Annotated in this window: 15 protein-coding genes and 1 pseudogene; 12 read left to right on the top strand and 4 right to left on the bottom strand. The window is 47.3% G+C overall.

All coding sequences use genetic code 11. The features are described from left to right. Positions 1-6: 6 nt before the first annotated feature. The 5 genes from A6049_RS10560 (at position 7) to A6049_RS10540 (ending at position 7,701) form a co-directional block, all read left to right on the top strand. A complete protein-coding gene (locus A6049_RS10560; protein ID WP_063564586.1) occupies positions 7-1,602 on the top strand; it encodes an extracellular solute-binding protein in 1,596 nt (531 codons plus the stop codon). Between the two features lie 33 nt (positions 1,603-1,635). Then, on the top strand, positions 1,636-2,922 hold the full coding sequence (locus tag A6049_RS10555; protein WP_063564585.1) for an alpha-L-fucosidase: 1,287 nt from the start codon (positions 1,636-1,638) through the stop codon (positions 2,920-2,922). A gap of 63 nt (positions 2,923-2,985) precedes the next feature. Further along, positions 2,986-4,008, top strand: coding sequence for a carbohydrate-binding family 9-like protein (locus A6049_RS10550; protein WP_063564584.1), 1,023 nt, complete (start codon positions 2,986-2,988; stop codon positions 4,006-4,008). A 7-nt stretch (positions 4,009-4,015) separates the two neighbouring features. Next, positions 4,016-6,649 carry a transglutaminase domain-containing protein gene (locus A6049_RS10545; protein ID WP_063564583.1) on the top strand — a complete coding sequence of 878 codons (2,634 nt, stop codon included), beginning with the start codon at positions 4,016-4,018 and terminating at the stop codon, positions 6,647-6,649. Between the two features lie 5 nt (positions 6,650-6,654). Then, on the top strand, positions 6,655-7,701 hold the full coding sequence (locus tag A6049_RS10540) for a glycoside hydrolase family 18 protein (protein WP_063564582.1): 1,047 nt from the start codon (positions 6,655-6,657) through the stop codon (positions 7,699-7,701). A 113-nt stretch (positions 7,702-7,814) separates the two neighbouring features. Here the strand turns inward: A6049_RS10540 and A6049_RS10535 are convergent, their stop codons facing one another. Next, positions 7,815-10,115 (bottom strand): helix-turn-helix domain-containing protein, encoded by a 2,301-nt coding sequence (locus A6049_RS10535; RefSeq protein ID WP_063564581.1) that lies wholly within the window; start codon positions 10,113-10,115, stop codon positions 7,815-7,817. 405 nt (positions 10,116-10,520) lie between these two features. On the opposite strand from A6049_RS10535, the pseudogene A6049_RS32580 reads away from it, so the two are divergent. After that, positions 10,521-10,610 (top strand): annotated as a pseudogene (locus A6049_RS32580) (helix-turn-helix domain-containing protein); the annotation flags it as partial. Positions 10,611-10,652: 42 nt separating this feature from the next. Further along, complete coding sequence (locus A6049_RS10530; RefSeq protein WP_063564580.1) at positions 10,653-11,012, top strand: winged helix-turn-helix transcriptional regulator; 360 nt, start codon at positions 10,653-10,655, stop codon at positions 11,010-11,012. An 86-nt stretch (positions 11,013-11,098) separates the two neighbouring features. On the opposite strand, the gene A6049_RS10525 is transcribed toward A6049_RS10530, so the two are convergent. After that, on the bottom strand, positions 11,099-11,626 hold the full coding sequence (locus A6049_RS10525) for an NAD(P)H-dependent oxidoreductase (protein WP_205412007.1): 528 nt from the start codon (positions 11,624-11,626) through the stop codon (positions 11,099-11,101). A gap of 222 nt (positions 11,627-11,848) precedes the next feature. Continuing rightward, positions 11,849-12,766 carry an ArsR/SmtB family transcription factor gene (locus A6049_RS10520; protein ID WP_063564578.1) on the bottom strand — a complete coding sequence of 306 codons (918 nt, stop codon included), beginning with the start codon at positions 12,764-12,766 and terminating at the stop codon, positions 11,849-11,851. 351 nt (positions 12,767-13,117) lie between these two features. On the opposite strand from A6049_RS10520, the gene abnA reads away from it, so the two are divergent. The 5 genes from abnA (at position 13,118) to A6049_RS10495 (ending at position 19,031) form a co-directional block, all read left to right on the top strand. After that, on the top strand, positions 13,118-14,077 hold the full coding sequence (abnA, locus tag A6049_RS10515; RefSeq protein ID WP_095206046.1) for an arabinan endo-1,5-alpha-L-arabinosidase AbnA: 960 nt from the start codon (positions 13,118-13,120) through the stop codon (positions 14,075-14,077). Positions 14,078-14,209: 132 nt separating this feature from the next. Next, positions 14,210-15,550: an ABC transporter substrate-binding protein gene (locus tag A6049_RS10510; protein WP_063564577.1), complete on the top strand. Its 1,341-nt coding sequence runs from the start codon at positions 14,210-14,212 to the stop codon at positions 15,548-15,550. Positions 15,551-15,793: 243 nt separating this feature from the next. Then, entirely contained in the window at positions 15,794-16,684 is an 891-nt protein-coding gene (locus A6049_RS10505) for a carbohydrate ABC transporter permease (RefSeq protein WP_062324023.1), read from the top strand. A gap of 26 nt (positions 16,685-16,710) precedes the next feature. Further along, a complete protein-coding gene (locus A6049_RS10500; protein ID WP_063564576.1) occupies positions 16,711-17,553 on the top strand; it encodes a carbohydrate ABC transporter permease in 843 nt (280 codons plus the stop codon). A 56-nt stretch (positions 17,554-17,609) separates the two neighbouring features. Next, entirely contained in the window at positions 17,610-19,031 is a 1,422-nt protein-coding gene (locus tag A6049_RS10495) for an arabinan endo-1,5-alpha-L-arabinosidase (RefSeq protein ID WP_063564647.1), read from the top strand. Between the two features lie 160 nt (positions 19,032-19,191). On the opposite strand, the gene A6049_RS33735 is transcribed toward A6049_RS10495, so the two are convergent. Beyond that, positions 19,192-19,471: hypothetical protein (locus tag A6049_RS33735; RefSeq protein ID WP_205412006.1), on the bottom strand; the 280-nt coding region annotated here is incomplete at its 5' end.

The following is a 19,471-nucleotide window of genomic DNA, read 5'->3' as shown; positions in this document are numbered from 1 at the left end:
GTCGTCATGAAAAAGCTTCGCAAGGCTTCATCCATTGTACTCTGCCTTACCCTATCCGCAGCATTGCTTGCAGCTTGTGGTTCCAATGAAGATGGAGGTTCTGCGACTTCAAATGTCGAAGGGGTCAAAAAAGAAGGATTCCCGATTGTGGACAAACCACTTACGTTAAAGGTCATGTCCCAGGATGCGGGCGTTGCCGACTGGAACACGATGCCAGTCCTGCAAGAGATGGAGAAATTGTCAGGCATCAAGCTGGAGTACCAGCTTTCGCCGATCGACAGCTTTGAAACAAAGAAGAACCTGGTATTCGCAAGCGGCGATTTACCGGATATGTTCTATGCTGCGGATCTCAAGCCAGCTGAGCAGGTTACTTATGGAACTCAAGGCATTCTGATCCCACTGGAAAAATACATTGATGAGGGCTACGCCCCCAATATTAAGAAGATTCTCGACGAAAACCCGGATGTTCGCAAATCATTTACAACGCCTGACGGACATATGTATGCACTGCCATTTATTGATACGGCTGCCGTATGGTACAGAGGCCCGATGTGGTATAACGGGGAATTCCTAAAAGCACTTAATGTAGAGGAACCTAAGACTACGGAAGAATTATATACGTACCTGAAGCGTGTTAAGGAAGAAGACCCTAACGGCAACGGACAACAAGATGAAATTCCGCTTACTTCTGTAAAACTGGATGATCTCCGTATGTACTTCTTCGGATTCTGGGGAATGTACAACGAAGGAATCTATGCGGATAAGGACGGAAAAGTTCACTATCCTTACCAAGAAGAAGGCTACAAAGGTTATCTGACGTTCATGAACCGCTTGTGGAAAGAAGATTTGCTGGATCATGAGACCTTCTCCCAAACCGGCGATCAGAAAAAAGCAAAAGGCGAAAGCAACAAGCTTGCGCTGTTCAATGACTACCATCCATACTTCACACTCGGCGGCGAGCCTAACACAAAACATCCGCTGATGACACCGGTGAAGAGTGAGATCGCAGACTCACCTGTATACGGTAAACACCCAGGCATATCGGCACGTGGTACCTTTGCTATTACTAGCAGCAACCCGTCCCCTGAGGCAACTATGCGTTGGATCGATTATATGTACAGCTATGATGGGGCGACCCTGTTCAATCAAGGTCCTGAAGGTCTGCTGTGGAAATTCAAAGACAAGGAAAATCTCGTAAAAGAGTGGCTGCCTGTTCCTGGCGGCGGGGATCGTGAGGAATATCGCGGTAAAATCACGCCGAACTATGGCATTTTGACACCGGGTATTAATGATCCGGATATAGCGAAAGGTCTTCGCACCGAATTTGATGAATGGCTTGACCAGCAGAATCAAGAGAAGTTGGTGCCTATCGGAAAATCACCATTCCCTAACGTTTATTTAACAAATGAAGAGCAAAGCGAAGCGACCGCTTTATTATCTGATCTGGATACGTACGTCAAGCAGATGGAAGCGAAGTTCGTAACAGGCCAAGAGCCGCTTGAGAACTGGGATAAGTATATTGCGCAGATCAAAAAAATGGGCAGCGACCGTATCGTTGAACTGTATCAAGGGGCCTACGATCGCTGGAACACAGGCCAATAAGAACAAGGACTCCAGAAAGAGGTGTGAACAAGGATGCAGAAATGGTTTGAAGAGGCCAAGCTGGGAATATTCATCCACTATGGCATCTATGCTGTGGACGGGGTTTCGGAATCGTGGTCCTTCTATAATGGAAGGATCTCTTACGAAGAGTACATGAAGCAGCTGGACGGCTTTACGGCATCGAAGTTTAATGCGGAGAAGTGGGCAGACTTGATTGAGAAATCCGGAGCCCGATACGCCGTGCTGACAACGAAGCATCATGATGGTGTTGCTCTGTGGGATACGCAGTATAGTGACCTCAATGTCGTTAAGCAGACACCAGCGAATCGGGATCTCGTGAGGGAATATGCGGAAGCAATTCGGGAGAAAGGCATACATCTAGGGATGTACTTTTCGCTGATTGATTGGTCGCACCCGGATTATCCTAGCGTGTTTGAAGGTGGAAAGGTACCAGAGGATCTCAGCAATGTCAATCGGCATTCAAGTCCTGTAGATGGTGTTCAGGATCAGGAGAAATGGGAGAAATTCCTTGAGTTTAATAACCAACAGCTGCAAGAGATCATGACGAATTACGGAAAGGTGGATCTGCTGTGGTTCGATGGGGACTGGGAACGAAGCGCCGAGCAGTGGAATCTGCCGGAGTTCAAGCATTACCTGCAATCTTTTAACCCGGATGTCATCATCAACTCCCGCCTTCAAGGTTATGGGGATTATAAGACGCCAGAGCAAGGCATTCCGATTACAAGACCAGAGGGACCGTGGGAGTTCTGCACCACCATCAACACATCATGGGGCTATGTGCCAACAGACCATAAATACAAATCGTTAAATCAGATCATTCGGATGTTCTGTGATTGTATTTCAATGGGGGGCAATATGCTGCTGGATATCGGTCCGCGCGAGGATGGCACCATTGATAAGAGGCAGGAGGATATTCTGCTTGGGCTGGGAGAATGGATCCGAACCCATGAAGAGGCCGTCTTTGGAACGGGTGAAGGTATTATGCCTCGCTATTATCTGGGGGGAAGCACCGTATCCGAGGATAGAAAGGCATTGTATCTGTTTGTTTATGACGATCCAAAAGAGAATGTATGCATCAAGGGACTATGCAATAAGATCAAGAAGATTACTGTGCTGCATTCGGGCAAAGAACTTAACCATGAGATTCATGGGGGCGTGCCTTGGTTCAATATCCCGGGCACAACGTGGATCAAAATGACCCCGGAGGACACACATGAGCAGGTGACGGTTCTTAAGCTCGAATTCGACGAGGAACTGGAAATGTACGGCGGTTCAGGAGCCGTTGTTACTCATAACTAACATTACGGGAGGGCATGCACCTATAGATGCATGCCCTCCCTCATGAAGCGGAGAGAGAGCGATATGAACCAAAGTGGAGTACCTGAGCCGAAGATTGAGTATGCTCCCAAACATTATATATGCAAGCGTGCGCAGGAACCGCTGATACTGGACGGACGCGTAGATAAGGCATTCTGGGGTGCGGCCGATTGGACGGAGGATTTCGTTGATATCGAAGGGGATCTTCGTCCGAAACCCGGAAAACAGACTCGGGTAAAAATGCTGTGGGATGACGACTATTTCTACTTTGCTGCCGAACTTATTGAAGATCAGATATGGGCTACGTTGACCGAGCGGGATTCTGTTATTTTCTATGACAATGATTTTGAGATTTTTATCGATCCCGACGGGGATACCCATCAATATTATGAGTTCGAGATCAATGCGCTGAATACAGTATGGGACCTGTTATTGGTGAAGCCATATCGGGATGGTGGACCTCCGGTCAACGGTTGGGATATCAGCGGTCTTAAGACAGCCGTACATATCGATGGGGAGCTGAACACACCTGGCGCCGATAACCGAAAATGGAGCGTCGAGGTCGCGATTCCCTGGACCAGCCTAAAGGAATGTGCCGAAGGTAACCGTCCGCCAGCACCGGGTGAGTTCTGGCGTGTCAACTTCTCACGGGTGGAATGGCAGACTGAGGTGCAGGATGGTGAGTACCGCAAAGTGCTGAATCCGGATACAGGCAAACCTTATCCGGAGGACAACTGGGTCTGGTCGCCCATGGGTATTATCAACATGCATTATCCGGAGCTATGGGGATATGTCGTATTTTCGGATGACGGAACGGATCAGCCCTTTGAGCTGCCAGAAGATGAACGAATTAAATGGGAGCTTCGCAGACTCTATTACCGTGAACGCAATTATTTTGAAGCCCATGGTGAATTTACACAAGATGTGAAGTTACTTATGGGTGAGGAATCGTTGATTTGCCAACCTGTAATTGAAACGACCCGTAGCCTATTCCAGATTAGTACGCCTTCCTCGGATGGCACTACCTTAATCTGTATTCGGGAAGACGGAAAGCTGTGGAAGGAGTGAGCTAGCGATGACCAGCCAAACCTTGGTGTTCTCAATGGATGCACAGTCCTTGGAGCGGATCGAGCAGAAGTTCCAGGAGAAGTTAAACTTTGCAGATACCCGCAAAGATAAACTGTTTCATGTGTTTCAGCAGCCATTAACTGAAGAAGAGGCATGGGCTTTGAAATATGTGTATGCCTACATGCCAGTGAACGACCTGGCTGATTATGATGGGGAACTGTTCCTCAGTCATGTGCGTCGGGCACTGGACATTCGCAAGCGTGTGCCTTGGGGGGAGCGTGTACCAGATCATCTGTTTCTGCATTTTGTGCTTCCCTATCGAATCAATACAGAGAATATTGAAGATTTCCGTGGCATTATCTTTGACGAGTTGGCCGACCGGACAGCGAAGTTATCCATGGCGGATGCCATTTTGGAGACCAATTACTGGTGTCATGAAAAAGCGACTTATATTGGCAGTGATCTGCGAACGATATCGCCACTGACGATGATTCGAAATGCCCGCGGCCGCTGTGGAGAAGAATCCACGCTGGCGGTAGCCGCTCTTCGTAGCATCGGCATACCTGCCCGTCAGGTCTACACACCACGCTGGGCTCACTGTGACAGCAATCATGCTTGGGTAGAAGCCTGGGCGGACGGCCAATGGTATTACATTGGGGCATGCGAACCGGAAGCCGGATTGAATCAAGGATGGTTCAGTCCACCAGCCCGCAGGGCCATGCTGATTAATACGAGAATATTTGCCGACTATCCGGGACCGGAGGATATAACACTCTCCGAGAAGGGATATACGGAGATCAATTTACTGGAGAACTATGCGCCAGCGCATACCATCTGCGTGAAGGTGATAAATGAGCAGGGTGCGCCCGTGTCTGAAGCGAGTGTCCGCTTTGAGGTATACAATAGTGCTGAATTTTATCCGATCGCCGAAATCAAGACGGACGCACAAGGAGAAGCTTCCTTTAAGACAGGTCATGGCGACCTAGTGATTCGTGCGGTTAGTGGTGGCAAGTGGGGTGAAATTCTATTCAAAGCTCAGGACAGCGCTCATGTTGAGCTCGTGTTGAATTCGTTAGAGCAGCCATCAGGGATCTTGGATTTTGATATGGTTCCTCCTCCGGAAGGGGAGGGAGAAGTAGTGGCTTCGTTACCAGAAGAGAAGATCCTGAATCACAACCGCCGCCTGGAAGAAGGTACGAAGATTCGGAGTGGATATGAGGATACATTCCTGAGTGAGGAAGATGCATTTGCATTGGCTCATACAACTGGACTGCCTCCGGAGCGCGTACGGGATATTCTACAGAAGGCACGGGGCAACAGCCGCGAAATCGCTGCTTTCCTAGAGGGGCGTTCCGGTGAATTTGGCGAGTGGCCACTACAGTTGCTGGAGTCGATGAACGAAAAAGATTTGATCGACACTTTTCGGCCGACACTGGACGATCATCTTATAGGTTCACTCTCGCAGCGTGGACAATGGGCAGAAGAGACGTTTGTGAAGTACATCCTGTGCCCAAGAGTCTCCTATGAAATGATGGTGCCTTATCGATCCGTATTCCAGAATGCTTATTCCGAGGAAGAAGCAGCGGCGTTCAGGGAAGATCCTTCAAAGCTTGTATTCAATCTGGAACAGAGCTATTCGTATTATGAGGATCTCCCTAACCTGAAAGGCAAGGGAAACCCTGTAGGTACGTACAGCCTGATGAAGGGAGATCCACTGTCGCTCGATATACTATTTGTCGCTGTGTGCCGCAGTTTGGGCATTCCGGCCCGATTGCATCCGAGCGAGCAGAAACCGCAGTATCTTAGTGACAAAGGCTGGGAGGATGCGGTGTTAAGTCTAACTTCTTCTCGAAATCAGGAGAGCTCAAGCTGGGGAATGCTGCAACTTCTCAAGGATTCTGAGGCTCGGGAGGATGCGCCGTCAGCATCCTATGCGGAGAATTTCTCGTTGGCCCGTCTGGAGGATGGTGTGTACAAAACGCTGATTTATCCATATGGTCACACCGATGTTTATAGCGATCCATTTGAGGTTGAACCGGGAGCTTATCGCTTAACGACCGGTATCCGTCTGAAAGATGGAACGGTAAGAGTCCGCTTCATCTACTGCACCGTTCGCGCCGGAGACACCACAGAGGTAGCACTGACTTATCGCGAGACGGTGGTAGACATCCCTGTGCTGGGCAAACTGGCAACCGGCAATGAGCTGACTCGTCTGGATGGTTCAGAGGTGGTACTGAAGGATCTTTTGGGAGCTGAGGGGGCCATTGCTGCTTGGATTGAACCAGAACGTGAACCGACCAAACATCTGATTCGTGAGCTGTGTGAGCTGGCTGAGCCGTTGGATAAGCTAGGCGTGCCAATCGTGCTGGTAATCGGAGATACAGAATGGAACGCCTCCTTTGACTCTGGGGCTTATCCGAAGCTGCCGATACGTACGATTTTTGTCCGGGATTCCAGCTATGCGTCCTTGTCTGGTTTCATCTCGAAACCAGCCGCTCACGAAGCGGGCTATCCGCATCTGTTCGTGCTGGATAATCAGGATCAAATCCGATACTCGGCCTCTGGGTACAAGATCGGTACAGGCAAGGAAGCTCTGCAGATTGCTGCTGCGATATTTCAATCATTGAATGGATCGGAGTGAAGAGGATGACGAAATATATTGCTGCTGGTTATGTCGTCGATTCTGTTCTTCCCGACATGACGGATGAGGATCTGTTGAAGTTGACCCATCTGAATGTAGCCTTTGGACATGTCAAGAATGATGAAATCACCACCGAGCATTTAAAAAACGGAGAGGTTATCCGTAATATTAAGCGGAAGCATCCGAATCTAACGGTGCTGCTGTCCGTTGGCGGATGGAGCGCTGGTGGTTTCTCTGAAGCCGCCTCAACCCAAGCGGGGAGGGACAGCATGGCCGCATCAGCGGTTAGGGTGCTGGAGGAGTACCCTTTTGACGGGATCGATTTGGACTGGGAGTATCCTTCTTACGGTGAAGCCGGTATCGCATCCAGTCGTGATGACAAAAGGAATTTCACCTTACTTCTCAAGACGATCCGGGAAACACTGGATGCCAAGGGCTCCGAGGATGGCCGTCATTATCTGCTCACCATTGCGGCAGGGGCTGATCAATACTACGTCGACGGTACAGAGATGGCTGAGGTGCAGCAGTACCTGGACTTTGTGCAGTTGATGACCTATGATATGCGCGGCGGTTTTCAGGTTCTGACCGGACATCATACGAATCTGTATACGCCAACCGGAGATCTGTTCCGAATTAGTACTGATGCTTCCGTGAACCTGTTCATCCGTGCCGGCGTTCCGAAGGAGAAGATCGTTATCGGCGCTGCGTTCTACTCACGGATCTGGACTGAGGTTCCTAACCGAAACCACGGTCTTCACCAAATGGCTGGTAGCACAGGCGGCTATGGTCCGGCATTTGCCGAACTGGAAGCGAAGTACATCAACAAGAATGGTTACGTCCGTTATTGGGATGAGGAAGCCTGTGCACCGTTTCTCTTTAATGGGTCGAGCCTAATATCTTATGATGATGAAGAATCGATTCAGTGCAAATGCGATTACGTGAAGGATCAGGGCCTGGCCGGCATTATGTTCTGGGAATACGGCTGTGATCCGACCCATCGTCTGCTGGGTGCAATACATCAAGGGCTTCAAGATGTTCCGGTAGGGAAATAGAAGAAGAGAGTTGGTTGCAAGGATCGGCTTGCCTATATGAGCCAAAAACATACAAAAACCTCCCCGAACCAAAAGGTTCTGGGAGGTTTCTATTTATTTTACGAATCCATCCATTATCCAAGACATTCTTCGTCGTCATCTTCCGGGGAATCGGAGGAGTCATTGGGACGGTGCATTTTGCGGTACTGCCCTGGGGTATAACCCGTCTCTTTCTTGAATTTACGGATGAAGTTCGGTGTGTCCAGATAACCGACGCGAGTGATAATATCTTTTAACGGGTCGGTCGTATGCAGCAGCAGTCGGATAACCTCATCCATCCGTTTCTGCCAGATATATTGGGTAAAGTTCATGCCGATCTTCTCTTTGAAGGAACGGCTGAAATACGATGAAGAGATCGTGAATTTCGATGAAATCGTACCCAGGCTGAGGTCATAATCGGAGTAATTGGCATCAATATAAGCAACGATTTCATCCATCAGGGAGCTTTCTTCCGTCTCGCTCTTCGCCTCGACATGAGCACAGATCTCGGCAGCAAGTCCTGTCAGTTTTTTCTCCAAATCCTCTAACGAGTCGTAGGAAGTGATCCTTGGAAGTTGATTAACCACGTGATGAATGCCAAGTTCCGAGGCCGTTTTGAGCATCGTATTCAGAATATCGAAGCAGATGCAGCGCAGCAATGGTACAGACGGCATTTCGGATTTCAGGGTATTCAACGCAGTTGATACCATCTGTACCGCCACATCGTAACTGCCCTGTTTCAAGCTCTGAACTAGTTTCAGCAGCACATCCTTAGGTACCCAGAAGGAAGAATCCTGTTCACTAGAGCCGGAAAGGGCGTTGAAGAAGGTACTGCTGCCCTGTCCGTGCAGCATGGATGCTTCCAGCGCAGTTGATGCCTCGATATAGGATTGGTTCAGCTGCAATGGAGAACTATAGCTGTTACCGATCCCGATCGCGGGAGCAACTCCGACGTGCTCTGCCACCATCGATTGTAGTGATTCAACAATAGACTCCATACGAGCATTCAAGCTGGATTCATGCCCGACTTCGGCATCAAATCCGACGATGAGGGCTACTTGGTCTGGCTGTGGAAGCTCCACGCCGTAAGCAAAAGCAGACAACTCCGGCAGTTCCATATCGTTGATCAGCTGCATAACAGTACGCTGTTCGGGATAATCTCCGCGGGGAAGATCGTGCATTTCCAATCCCAAGGTCATAACAAAATAATGGGATCGGTTAAAGCGTATGCCGAGATTATCCGTAAACTCAGAAGGGAGCTCTCCGGTATGACCATGCTTCAGTAGCATAAGCAGAATATGATTACGAGCGTAGGGCTCCTGAAGGTCCACACGCTGGCTGTAATCATGCAGCGTTTTCTTGATCCATTCCAACTCGTTGCTGGTTGTGGAAGGTTCAGGATTATTTTTTAAACGAATGAACTCCATCAAGTCTGATATCGGATGGTATTGTCTTCGGGCCAACAAAATGGCGAGGAAGGTGCCCATCACCACCATGAAGGAGAAAACAAGAACAACAAAGGTACGAATATGGACAATTCGGCTAAAAAATTGATTGCTTGGCATAGCGGTTACATAAGTCCAGCCCGCGTCTGATTTGACGGATACAACCGAATGCGGTTCTTGATTTAAGGAGAGGCTGTGTGTTCCCGGCTCAAGTTCAAACAGAGCTTTGACTTCCTGTTCGGTAATGGTCTCCCCCTTATAATTGGCGGCCAACACCTGCCCATAATTATCGAAAATATAAGTCATACCATGGTAGTCGCTGAGAATGGAATCAATCAATCCCGTCAGATTGGACTCGTGAATCAGGTACATGACAGTCCCGTGGGCGGGCGTATTGTTAGGTGCAATCGGTACAAGGTAGGCCAGCATGGAATTGGGTACTTTGGTTCCTTGAACGACTTGTTCGGCTGGTCGTATCGTGGGGAACTGAACGTTATTCAAATCCCGGATCATGTCCGTTTTGTTCCATGTATTAAATTTGTAGCGGCCCGTGAATACATCCAGGTTCTCAGAGCCCTGAGACGAGTAGATGCTATCATCTCCGCGGAAGAACAGGAATAGCTCATCGATAATGGAACTGGTGGCTTTGTATTTGACCAAGGCAGCAATTGATTCCCGGCTATAGTAGGGATGGTGAGTCCAATAACGGGTTAGCTGCTCATCATAGGCGATACGAAATGCGATGTCCTGTAATTCCTTCATGCGGTCATCAATGACCGTTTTTGCTTGGGTCAACTGATTGACATTGGTCTGTTCAATCTCTGAACGGAGCGTGTCCACAGCATTGTGATAAATAATAATAGTTAAAATAACAAGAGGTATAAGGAAAATGGAGATATAGGATAGTGTGTACTTAAGCAGAAGCTTGGACTTGAAGTGATTCCATTTCATATCTGCAACCTCCCGTTTTTCTTTAGAGCTGCAGCGATAGCGCTCTCATAAAGACAGTGAAGTATTACCATGATGCCGAGCCGCTGGGTGTTCCTACTAAAAATATTAGGAGAACTTCTCTAATAAATCAATGAATCTTTTCTAAGTTTCAGAGCAAACAGGAAGAAAGTCACATGAAAGAAGAGGAACTCGGTGAGAATAACAGGTGTAAAGCTATGGAAGGGCTTTTTTTATGAGAGGTTCATTTGCTTCAGTACATGAGGAATTATATCGATCCAAGGATCAGCAAACCTTGATTTTTCGGCCATGGAGTAGCATGATATAGACATTCATCCCAACATGAACTATGGAGGGCGAATTGTTGAGTAACGCCTATTTGAATTAGTTTAAAGCCAATTTTCTAATGAATGCGGGTTTAACGATAGCAATTATTTTACCCGGCAGTTCACAAAGGCGTATGGCATGTCTCCCAAAACGTACAGGCAATCTCTATAATAATCCGCAGTGGTGTGATGAACGAAAGAAGGAGGGGTGAGTATGAGAGAAACCTGTGTTCCAACTGGCGTGGCGCTAAAAGATACCGGCTTTGGATATACGCTGTCCCTGGTAAACGGTAAATATAAAATGGTTATTCTGTATTGGCTGTCTGAAAACAAGGTGATGCGACATAATGAATTGAAGCGAAGCATTGGTACCATTTCCCACAAAACATTGAGCGTCATGCTTAAGGAGCTGGAGGAACATGATCTGATTCTACGCAAAGAATATCCCCAAATTCCACCCAAAGTTGAATATTCATTGTCGGAACGAGGACAATCAATAATGCCACTGTTAGATATGATGTGTGATTGGGGAGAAGCCAATATGGTGTCTGCCCCGGGGTTAATGCAAGGCTAACGATCAGGTTGTGAGATTAAAAAATCAAAAAAGCAGTATCTTCCTGAATCGGAGATACTGCTTTTTTGATCTGCTTGGAGTGAGTATTATAGGTTATCCATGAAACGTAAATAGTTTTGTGCGTTTTGTTCCAATTCATTTGCCGCAGGCTCGTGTTCTGCACCATAGAAGGCAAAGAATGGTCGGTAATCGGCATCGCAGTAATAGAAGGTCGTCTCAAAAGGAGATAATAGTTGTCCAAGGGTATAGCGATATTTGCCCTCTTCCGTGTAATCTGCCTCTTTGATTCCGGCAGATACGGCCAAGGCGACTTTGCGTTGCTGCAATTTGTCGCCCTTGGAGCCATAAGCCCAGCCATACGTAAAAACTTCATCCAGCCATTGTTTAAGGAGAGGTGGGCTGCTAAACCAATAGAACGGAAATTGCAGGACCAGATGGTCATGAGCTTCAATAAGCTGCTGTTCTTGCTGCACATCAATACGTCCATCAGGGTAAACTTTATATAGTTCATGTATCGTATATTTTTCCGGATATTGTTGGAGTTCTTCTATCCATCGTTTGTTAATGACCGACGTTTCCAGGTTGGGATGTGCTACGATGACAAGTGTTTTCAAAATGAATTCTTCCTCCCTAAGCTATAATGTTTCTTGAGTATAAAGGGAGTATTGCCGAGATGTAAGTACGCACTTTTAGTACATGTACTTACCTCAAGGTAAGCACCCTTCCTGAAGAACATCTTGGCGAGATTGGGTGAAAGAAATGAATATAGCCGTCAGTTTCTCAACTGACGGCTGTTTTAATGCTTTGTTTTATGATGACAATGTCTATTCGTTGATCTATTCCTCTTGCACATTATAGAGTACACGCGCAAGCAGGTTCTGGCCGTAATTGCCGAAATTTTTACCGAAGATCGTCAATCCCCGTTTGTTCACTGGTCCGTCCGTTACAGCGATTCGAAAGTGGATATCGCTTTTGTAATCCAGGCCAATCTGGTCCAGAGTAACATCGGAGATGCGGCATCCATCAATATAGCTGCCCTCTTGGGTGATGCGGATCAGCTTCAGCATCCCGTATTGATTCAGATGCGGTGGCCACCAGTCTGGATTGAACGTACCTCGGGTATTGCCAAAATCTCCTGGACTCGTCCAACAGCCAATCTCGATGCCGTTGACGTAGAAATAAATATCCGAAGGGTAGTTATCGCAAAAACCTGGTGCTTCTGAACCCAATTCCATGGACAACTGGATTTCGCTGAACGTCTGGTTAGGCTTAAGGTAGTTGGGTATGCGATATTCCAGATAACCTTCGGCCAGCCAAATCATCTCCGCATCAATACGGAGCGGATCAGCAAAGTAACGCGGATCATCGAACTCACCGACGATGCTGTCTCGGGTGGCGAGACCACATGTAGGAGCTGCCTGATAATCGCTATAATGACCTACCTGAATTTCAACCTCGTATCGGTTAAAAATCTCCTGTGAACGCAGGTCTACCATTAGTTTTTCCTCATTGAGATAACAAATCTTCTGAATTCCATGTTTGCCAACCGCAGTATTGATCTCAATCAGGCCGCTTTCTTCCAATTTCTTAATATGCATTGTAATGGCGCCATTGCTGAGCCCCAGTTTGGTTGCGAGATCATTGAGGTTAAGACTCTGGTTCTTGGCAAGCAACTCAATAATCTGGATTCGGATTTCCGAACTGAGTGCCTTGAAAATATTAACGCCAGACATCAGATCTTTAATATAAATCATAGGTGGTTTTCCTTTCCACGTTCTGAACAAAGCCCTTCTAATCCAGGCTTCTGCACATTTATATGGTTTGTTTTAGATAATTATAAATGATTACCGGATGGAAGGGAAGGGCGAGAAAAGAAAGCCGAATCCCTTGTATACATAGCATAAATGAGCGTATTATTCATAAAATGTTGAATATTTACTTTAGAAAATAACTTAAATCATTTCATATATATTTGAAATATACCATTGAAATGTAATGTAACCGCTTTTATAATCCTAGTATACCTAAATTGATTTAATACTTCATGAACCAAATTAACTATTTGATCAGGAGAGGTGGAATTCGGTTTGGAAAAGTTCAAAGGAATGACAGGATTCAGGAAGAAACGTTGGGCATTACCTGCACTGCTTGTACTTGTTTTGCTATTGGCGGGCCAGTCCAGGGCATTCGCGGCATTTTGGAATCTGACCGGCGATATTGCCGTCCACGATCCATCCATCATCAAAGAAGGCAGCTCATGGTATACCTTTTCAACCGGTGCTGGCATTCAGGTACTGAAATCGGATAACGGGTCCTCATGGTACCGCGTTCCGCAGATTTTTCTGAGCAAGCCATCCTGGTGGGCCTCTGCCGTTCCGGGACAGAGTGGTCTGGATGTATGGGCACCTGACGTTGAGCAGTATAACGGAAAAGTGTGGCTTTATTACTCTATCTCTACCTTTGGCTCCAACAGATCGGCGATCGGGCTTGCGTCTGCAACCAGCATTGGAGCAGGCCAGTGGAAGGATGAGGGGTTTGTGCTTCAAACCACAACCGCCAACGATTATAACGCTATTGATCCGAATCTGGTCATCGATGCTTCAGGCAACCCGTGGCTTGCTTTCGGTTCTTTCTGGAGCGGTCTGAAGATTGTGAAGCTCGACAAAACCACGATGAAACCGACTGGAAGCATCTCCTCCATTGCGGCGCGTCCGAATAATGGCGGGGCCATCGAAGCACCAAGTATTGTATACCGTAATGGTTATTATTACTTGTTTGCCTCGATTGATTCCTGCTGCCAGGGCGTGAATAGCACGTACAAAATGGTCTATGGACGTTCAACGAGTATTACAGGTCCGTATGTGGACAAAAACGGTGTGAACATGTTGAATGGCGGCGGAACCATATTGGATTCGGGGAATGCCAAGTGGAAAGGACCGGGCGGTCAGGATGTGTATAACGGTAATGTGATTGCGCGCCACGCTTACGATGCTGACGATAACGGCAATCCGAAATTACTAATCAACGACTTGCTGTGGGATTCCAGCGGATGGCCAACGTACTGATTTGTTTTAAATAAATATAAAATGTTTTAATAAAGTATTGACTAAAGTGATCTGGATTTGATAAATTTAACAACAGAAATCTTATTTCACCTAATTGAATACGGTTACAAATCCAGATCAGGAGGGGTTCAGATGGTAAAGAAAAAGAGTTTAGTCACACTTATGCTTCTAATGCTGGTAAGTGCACTCGTGTTTGCGGGTTGCGGAGGAAGCAGCGGTTCAAGCGGGGACAAGGAATTGACATTTATGTTCCGGGGCGGCACGGATGAACAGAAGGCATATCAAGCCGTTGTTAAGAAATTCGAAGAAGAGCATCCAGGTGTCAAAGTTAAAATTATCGTTACAGCTGCGGATCAATACGCAACCAAATTGAGAGCTGCCATTACAGGCAACAGTTTGCCGGACGTGTTCTATTTTAACCCTGGCGATATTAAAGCCTATGTGAACAGCAATGTGTTGATGAATCTGACACCTTACGTTGAAAATAATGCGGATGTAGATCTGAATAACATCTGGAAATATGGTTTGGACTTGTATCGCTATGATGGCAAAATGGCAGGTCAGGGCGATATCTACGGAATGCCGAAAGATCTGGGTCCGTTTGCACTCGGTTATAACAAGACATTATTTGAAAAAGAGGGCATCCCATTCCCTGATAAGGACAAGCCTTACACATGGGAAGAATTCATCAAGGTCAACCAACAAGCGACTAAGGATACGAATGGAGACGGTAAACCGGACGTATTTGGTACAGGCTTCAACGTACAATGGGCGCTGCAGTCCTTCGTATGGAGCAATGGTGCAGACTGGTTGGATGATAGCAAAACAAAGGTAACCATTGATGATCCGAAATTCGCGGAAGCACTGCAATTCTTTGCGGACATGCAAAATAAATACAAAATCACGCCTTCTATTGAGGAAGCGCAAACATTGGATACGTACCAACGCTGGATGAAAGGAGAAATGGCTTTCTTCCCAGTAGGTCCGTGGGATATGAGTACATTCGAGAAACTGCCTTTCGAATATGATTTGCTGCCTTTCCCTGCGGGCTCTACGGGTAAATCCGCAACGTGGATCGGTTCACTGGGTATCGGTGTATCGGCCAAAACGAAACATCCAGAAGAAGCCGCAGAGTTGGTGAATTATCTCACAGCTTCCAAAGAAGGCATGCAGCAGTTGGTTGATGCCAAAGTGCAAATTCCGAATCTTCTCGACATGGCTGACGAATGGGCCAAAGATACTTCAACGAAACCAGCCAATAAACAGGAATTCATTGATATCGTAGAAGATTATGGCCGTTCTCTTCCAGGGAACTACACGTACAATGCGGAATGGTATGACCTGTTCTTCACTGACATTCAGCCGGTATTGGATGGCAAAATTACAGCCGCAGACTATGTGAAACAGCAGCAGCCGAAAATGCAAAAGCTGTTAGACAAAGCAGTAGAACAAGAGAAGAAATCTCAGAAATAAGCATTTTATAAAATGCTGAAAAAATGTGGCTGGAAAGATTGAAACATAGGTTCTAGAGAGAATCAGCCTACGCCAAATGGATGAGTAGTAGATTCCGTTTTCAAAAAAAGCCGGTGCCAGCAGCCTGCTATTAACGCTGCTGGCATCATTTTTGGATTCCATACGGGCATGTTGCATGAATTGATCAAGCAGGCATCCATCGATTCATGCAACATGCTGATATTAGAAACAGGGGTGAGCGCAGTGATTACAAAATCTAGTTTGTATCGCAAAGAGAGGCTGTACGGATATTTGTTTATTTTGCCTCCGGTTCTTGGTTTGCTGATCTTTGTTCTGTTCCCTTTCCTTTATTCCTTGTACGGTTCGTTTACGGATTGGGATGGCTTGGGACAGATGAACTTTATTGGTTTAGCCAATTTTAAGGATTTGCTCACGGATGATTTGTTTTACAAAGCGATGTTCAACACCTTTTATCTGATGCTGGGTATCCCGATTGGTTTGTTGCTCGCATTGCTGCTGGCGATGGGTCTGAATCGTAAAATCCCCGGCACAACGACGTTCCGTGTAATCTATTATATTCCGGTCATTTCTTCCCTCGCAGCGGTGTCCATCATGTGGAACTGGGCGTACAACGGGGATTACGGATTAGTGAACCAATTCCTGGATCTATTCGGTATTGAAGGCCCTAACTGGCTCGCAAACAAAGACACAGTTAAACCGGCCCTGATTATTATGACGGTGTGGAAAGGTCTAGGTTATACGATGTTATTGTATCTGGCTGCACTGCAAAGTGTATCACGTACATATTACGAAGCGGCTGAGTTGGATGGAGCAAACGGGTTCCAGATCTTCCGCAACATCACCTGGCCCATGGTGAAGCCGGTTACCTTTTTCCTCGTTGTTACAAACATTATTGGTGGTTCCCAAATCTTCACCGAAATGAACATTATGACCCCGACGGGTGGTCCTGAATATTCATCCGCATCCATTGTCTTCTACATCTGGCAGAAAGCATTCAGCAACCTGCAAATGGGTTATGCCTCTGCGATGGCCATGATTCTTGGTATTTTCATTTTTGTCATTACCTTGGTGCAATTCAAAATGAACGAAAAATCAGCCTATGATGGGGATTAATGGTCTAGGAAAGGAGTGAACCGGAGATGTCTTACAGTCAAAAGAGGAAATTAACAAACTCTATCATTTTTATCGTTTTGGCGCTTGGTGCTATTGCGATGATTGCACCACTGATCTGGATGTTGTCCACTTCAGTGAAGGAGAAGCAGGATGTGTTCGCGCTTCCGCCCGTGTGGATACCTGAAGTGTTCCAATTCGGAAAGTATAAGGAAATTTGGGAAGCAGGTCCGTTACTCAGCGGGGTCAAAAACAGCTTGATCGTGGCGGTCAGTGTTACCGTTGTCGGGACCTTTACGTCAAGTATCGCTGCCTTTGCTTTTGCCAAATTGAGATTTCCGCATAAAAACAAACTGTTTCTAGCTTTGCTCGCATCGATGATGATTCCGTATCCGACAGTCATGATTCCGCAATTCATCATGTTCTCGAAGCTGGGCTGGGTGGACACACTGCTGCCGCTTATTGTTCCAGGATTATTTGGTAACGTCGTCATGATCTTCTTCCTTCGTCAATACCTGCTTAGTGTGCCTGATGCCATTATTGAAGCAGCGAAAATTGATGGCAGCTCCTATTTCCGACTGTACTCGAGCATTACGTTTCCGCTCATTAAACCGGCGATTGCAGCTCAACTGATTCTCTGGTTCATGGGCATCTGGAACGATTATCTAGCACCAATTATTTATCTGAATTCACCTGAAAAACAGACCTTGCAGCTCGTTATAGCAAACTTCAATGCCACATATGCGATCCAGACGGATTACCCGCTAATTATGGCAGCGTCCATTGTTGCGCTGTTGCCGGTATTGATCATCTTCCTGATCTTCCAGAAACAGATTATTGAATCGGTAGCAATCTCTGGAGTGAAAGGATGAATCTGCGGAGAACATTCCGCGGGTGGATGAATTCAGGAAAAGGAGTTGTTGCTTCGATGTTGCTGCTGTTGTTGGTTGGGGCTACAGGCTGTTCTGGAGAAGGAGCAGGGGAAGCGGTGTCCCCGCCGGTCTTTCCTGAGGCTCCCCAAGATACCCAATTGTATGACACCTCCATTCTGGACGACGAATCCCGTTGGACGGTGAACAATGCGCATGATCCGGCCATTATCAAAACAGATCAGGGATATTACGTTTATTCGACCGATGTTCGTGTAGCAGGAGAAGCGAAACCCGGCGTCATGGTACGCAAATCGGATGATCTGATCAACTGGTCATGGGTAGGTCAGGCTTTGCCGGGTATTCCGAAGGAAGCCCTCGATTGGACTGGGGCAGTAAATCTGTGGGCACCGGATGTGATTCAGGTTGGTGACACCTACCGGATGTATTATTCGGCTTCATCTTTTGGTAGTACGCGTTCGGCTATTGGTTTTCAGACATCCTCGTCCCCAGAGGGTCCTTGGACAGATGAAGGGTTGGTTGTTAAAACATCCGAGAACGAAAAGGATAAGTTAAATGCCATCGATGCCAATCCGGTATTGGATGCCGAAGGCAATTCGTGGATGGTCTACGGTTCCTTTTTTGACGGGATATACATTGCACCTCTCGATCCGGAAACCGGAAAGTTCAAGGAAGAGGGGTATGGTACACGCATTGCCGCCCGTGATCGTGCTACGGAAGAAGGTGCGGTGGAGGGGCCATATATTGTGTATAACCCGGAGTTCAAAAAGTATTATTTATTCGTCTCGTATGATTCTTTATTCGAAGATTATAACGTGCGTGTAGCCCGTGCTGATTCGATTACAGGCCCCTACACGGATGTAAATGGCATGAACATGCTGGATACAGAGCATCTGCCTCAATACGAAGTCGGAACCAAAATTCTGGGTGGCTATCGCTTCACCGAAGGTGAGGGCTGGGTTGCACCTGGACATAACTCCGTCCTTAAGGATGGAGACGATTATTATATCGTGCATCATGCGAGAGGTGAGACCGATAAAAACTGGCCGTATCTGCATGTACGTAAAATGCTGTGGACCAAGGACGGCTGGCCTGTTGTGTCACCGGAACGTTATGCAGGTGAGTACGCACAGGACATTCCGAAGTCGATGATCGCCGGGGAGTGGGAAGGCCTAGCTGTTGACCCGTCGGTGGACGGACAGGTGCAGGCAGTACCTTACACCTTGCAAGCCAACGGCAAATTGAAAAGCGAAAACGGTTCAGGCAAATGGACGTTTGACGGCAAACAAACACTGACGTTGGAGTGGAAAGAAAGCCCGTGGGGCGGAGCTTCCACAGAAGAGCTGAAGCTGCTCCCATCCTGGGACTGGGAGCGAAGCCAGTCTGCGCTTGTAGTTACCGGCCTGAACGACCACGGCATTGCCGTCTGGGGTAAGCAGATTAGCGCAGCGGAGAAATAGAGAGCCGTAGATATGGCTCGAAGTTTGGAATTGGAGCTGGCCGAGAAAATACGGCCAGCCATGCATTTAGTGGGGAGAGTCGCCTGAGCGAAGCGGGCGACCCCATAGATACAGAGCCACACCGATGGCTCGGAGTTTGGATTTGATTCAGCGAGCGCGGTTAGAGCGAAGCTGTTGCTTTCAAGGTGCACAAGCAGCGAAGGGGGAGGAAGGAGCCGAAGGAGCGACTTTGGCATCCGATTTCAACCGCCAAGAGCGGTGGGAAAAAGAAATCGGAGGACAAGAGAGCGACAAGGCCCTTCCACCCCCGAAGCGTCCACGGTGCACCAAGAGCTGGCCCGAGAAAAAAGGCCAGCCATGCATTTAGTGGGGAGAGTCGCCCAAGCGAAGCGCGACCCCATAGATACAGAGCCACACTAATGGCTCGGAGTTTGATTTGG

Source organism: Paenibacillus sp. O199 (assembly GCF_001636635.1).
GTDB lineage: Bacteria > Bacillota > Bacilli > Paenibacillales > Paenibacillaceae > Paenibacillus > Paenibacillus marchantiae.
This window is presented reverse-complemented; position numbering and strand designations above follow the sequence as displayed.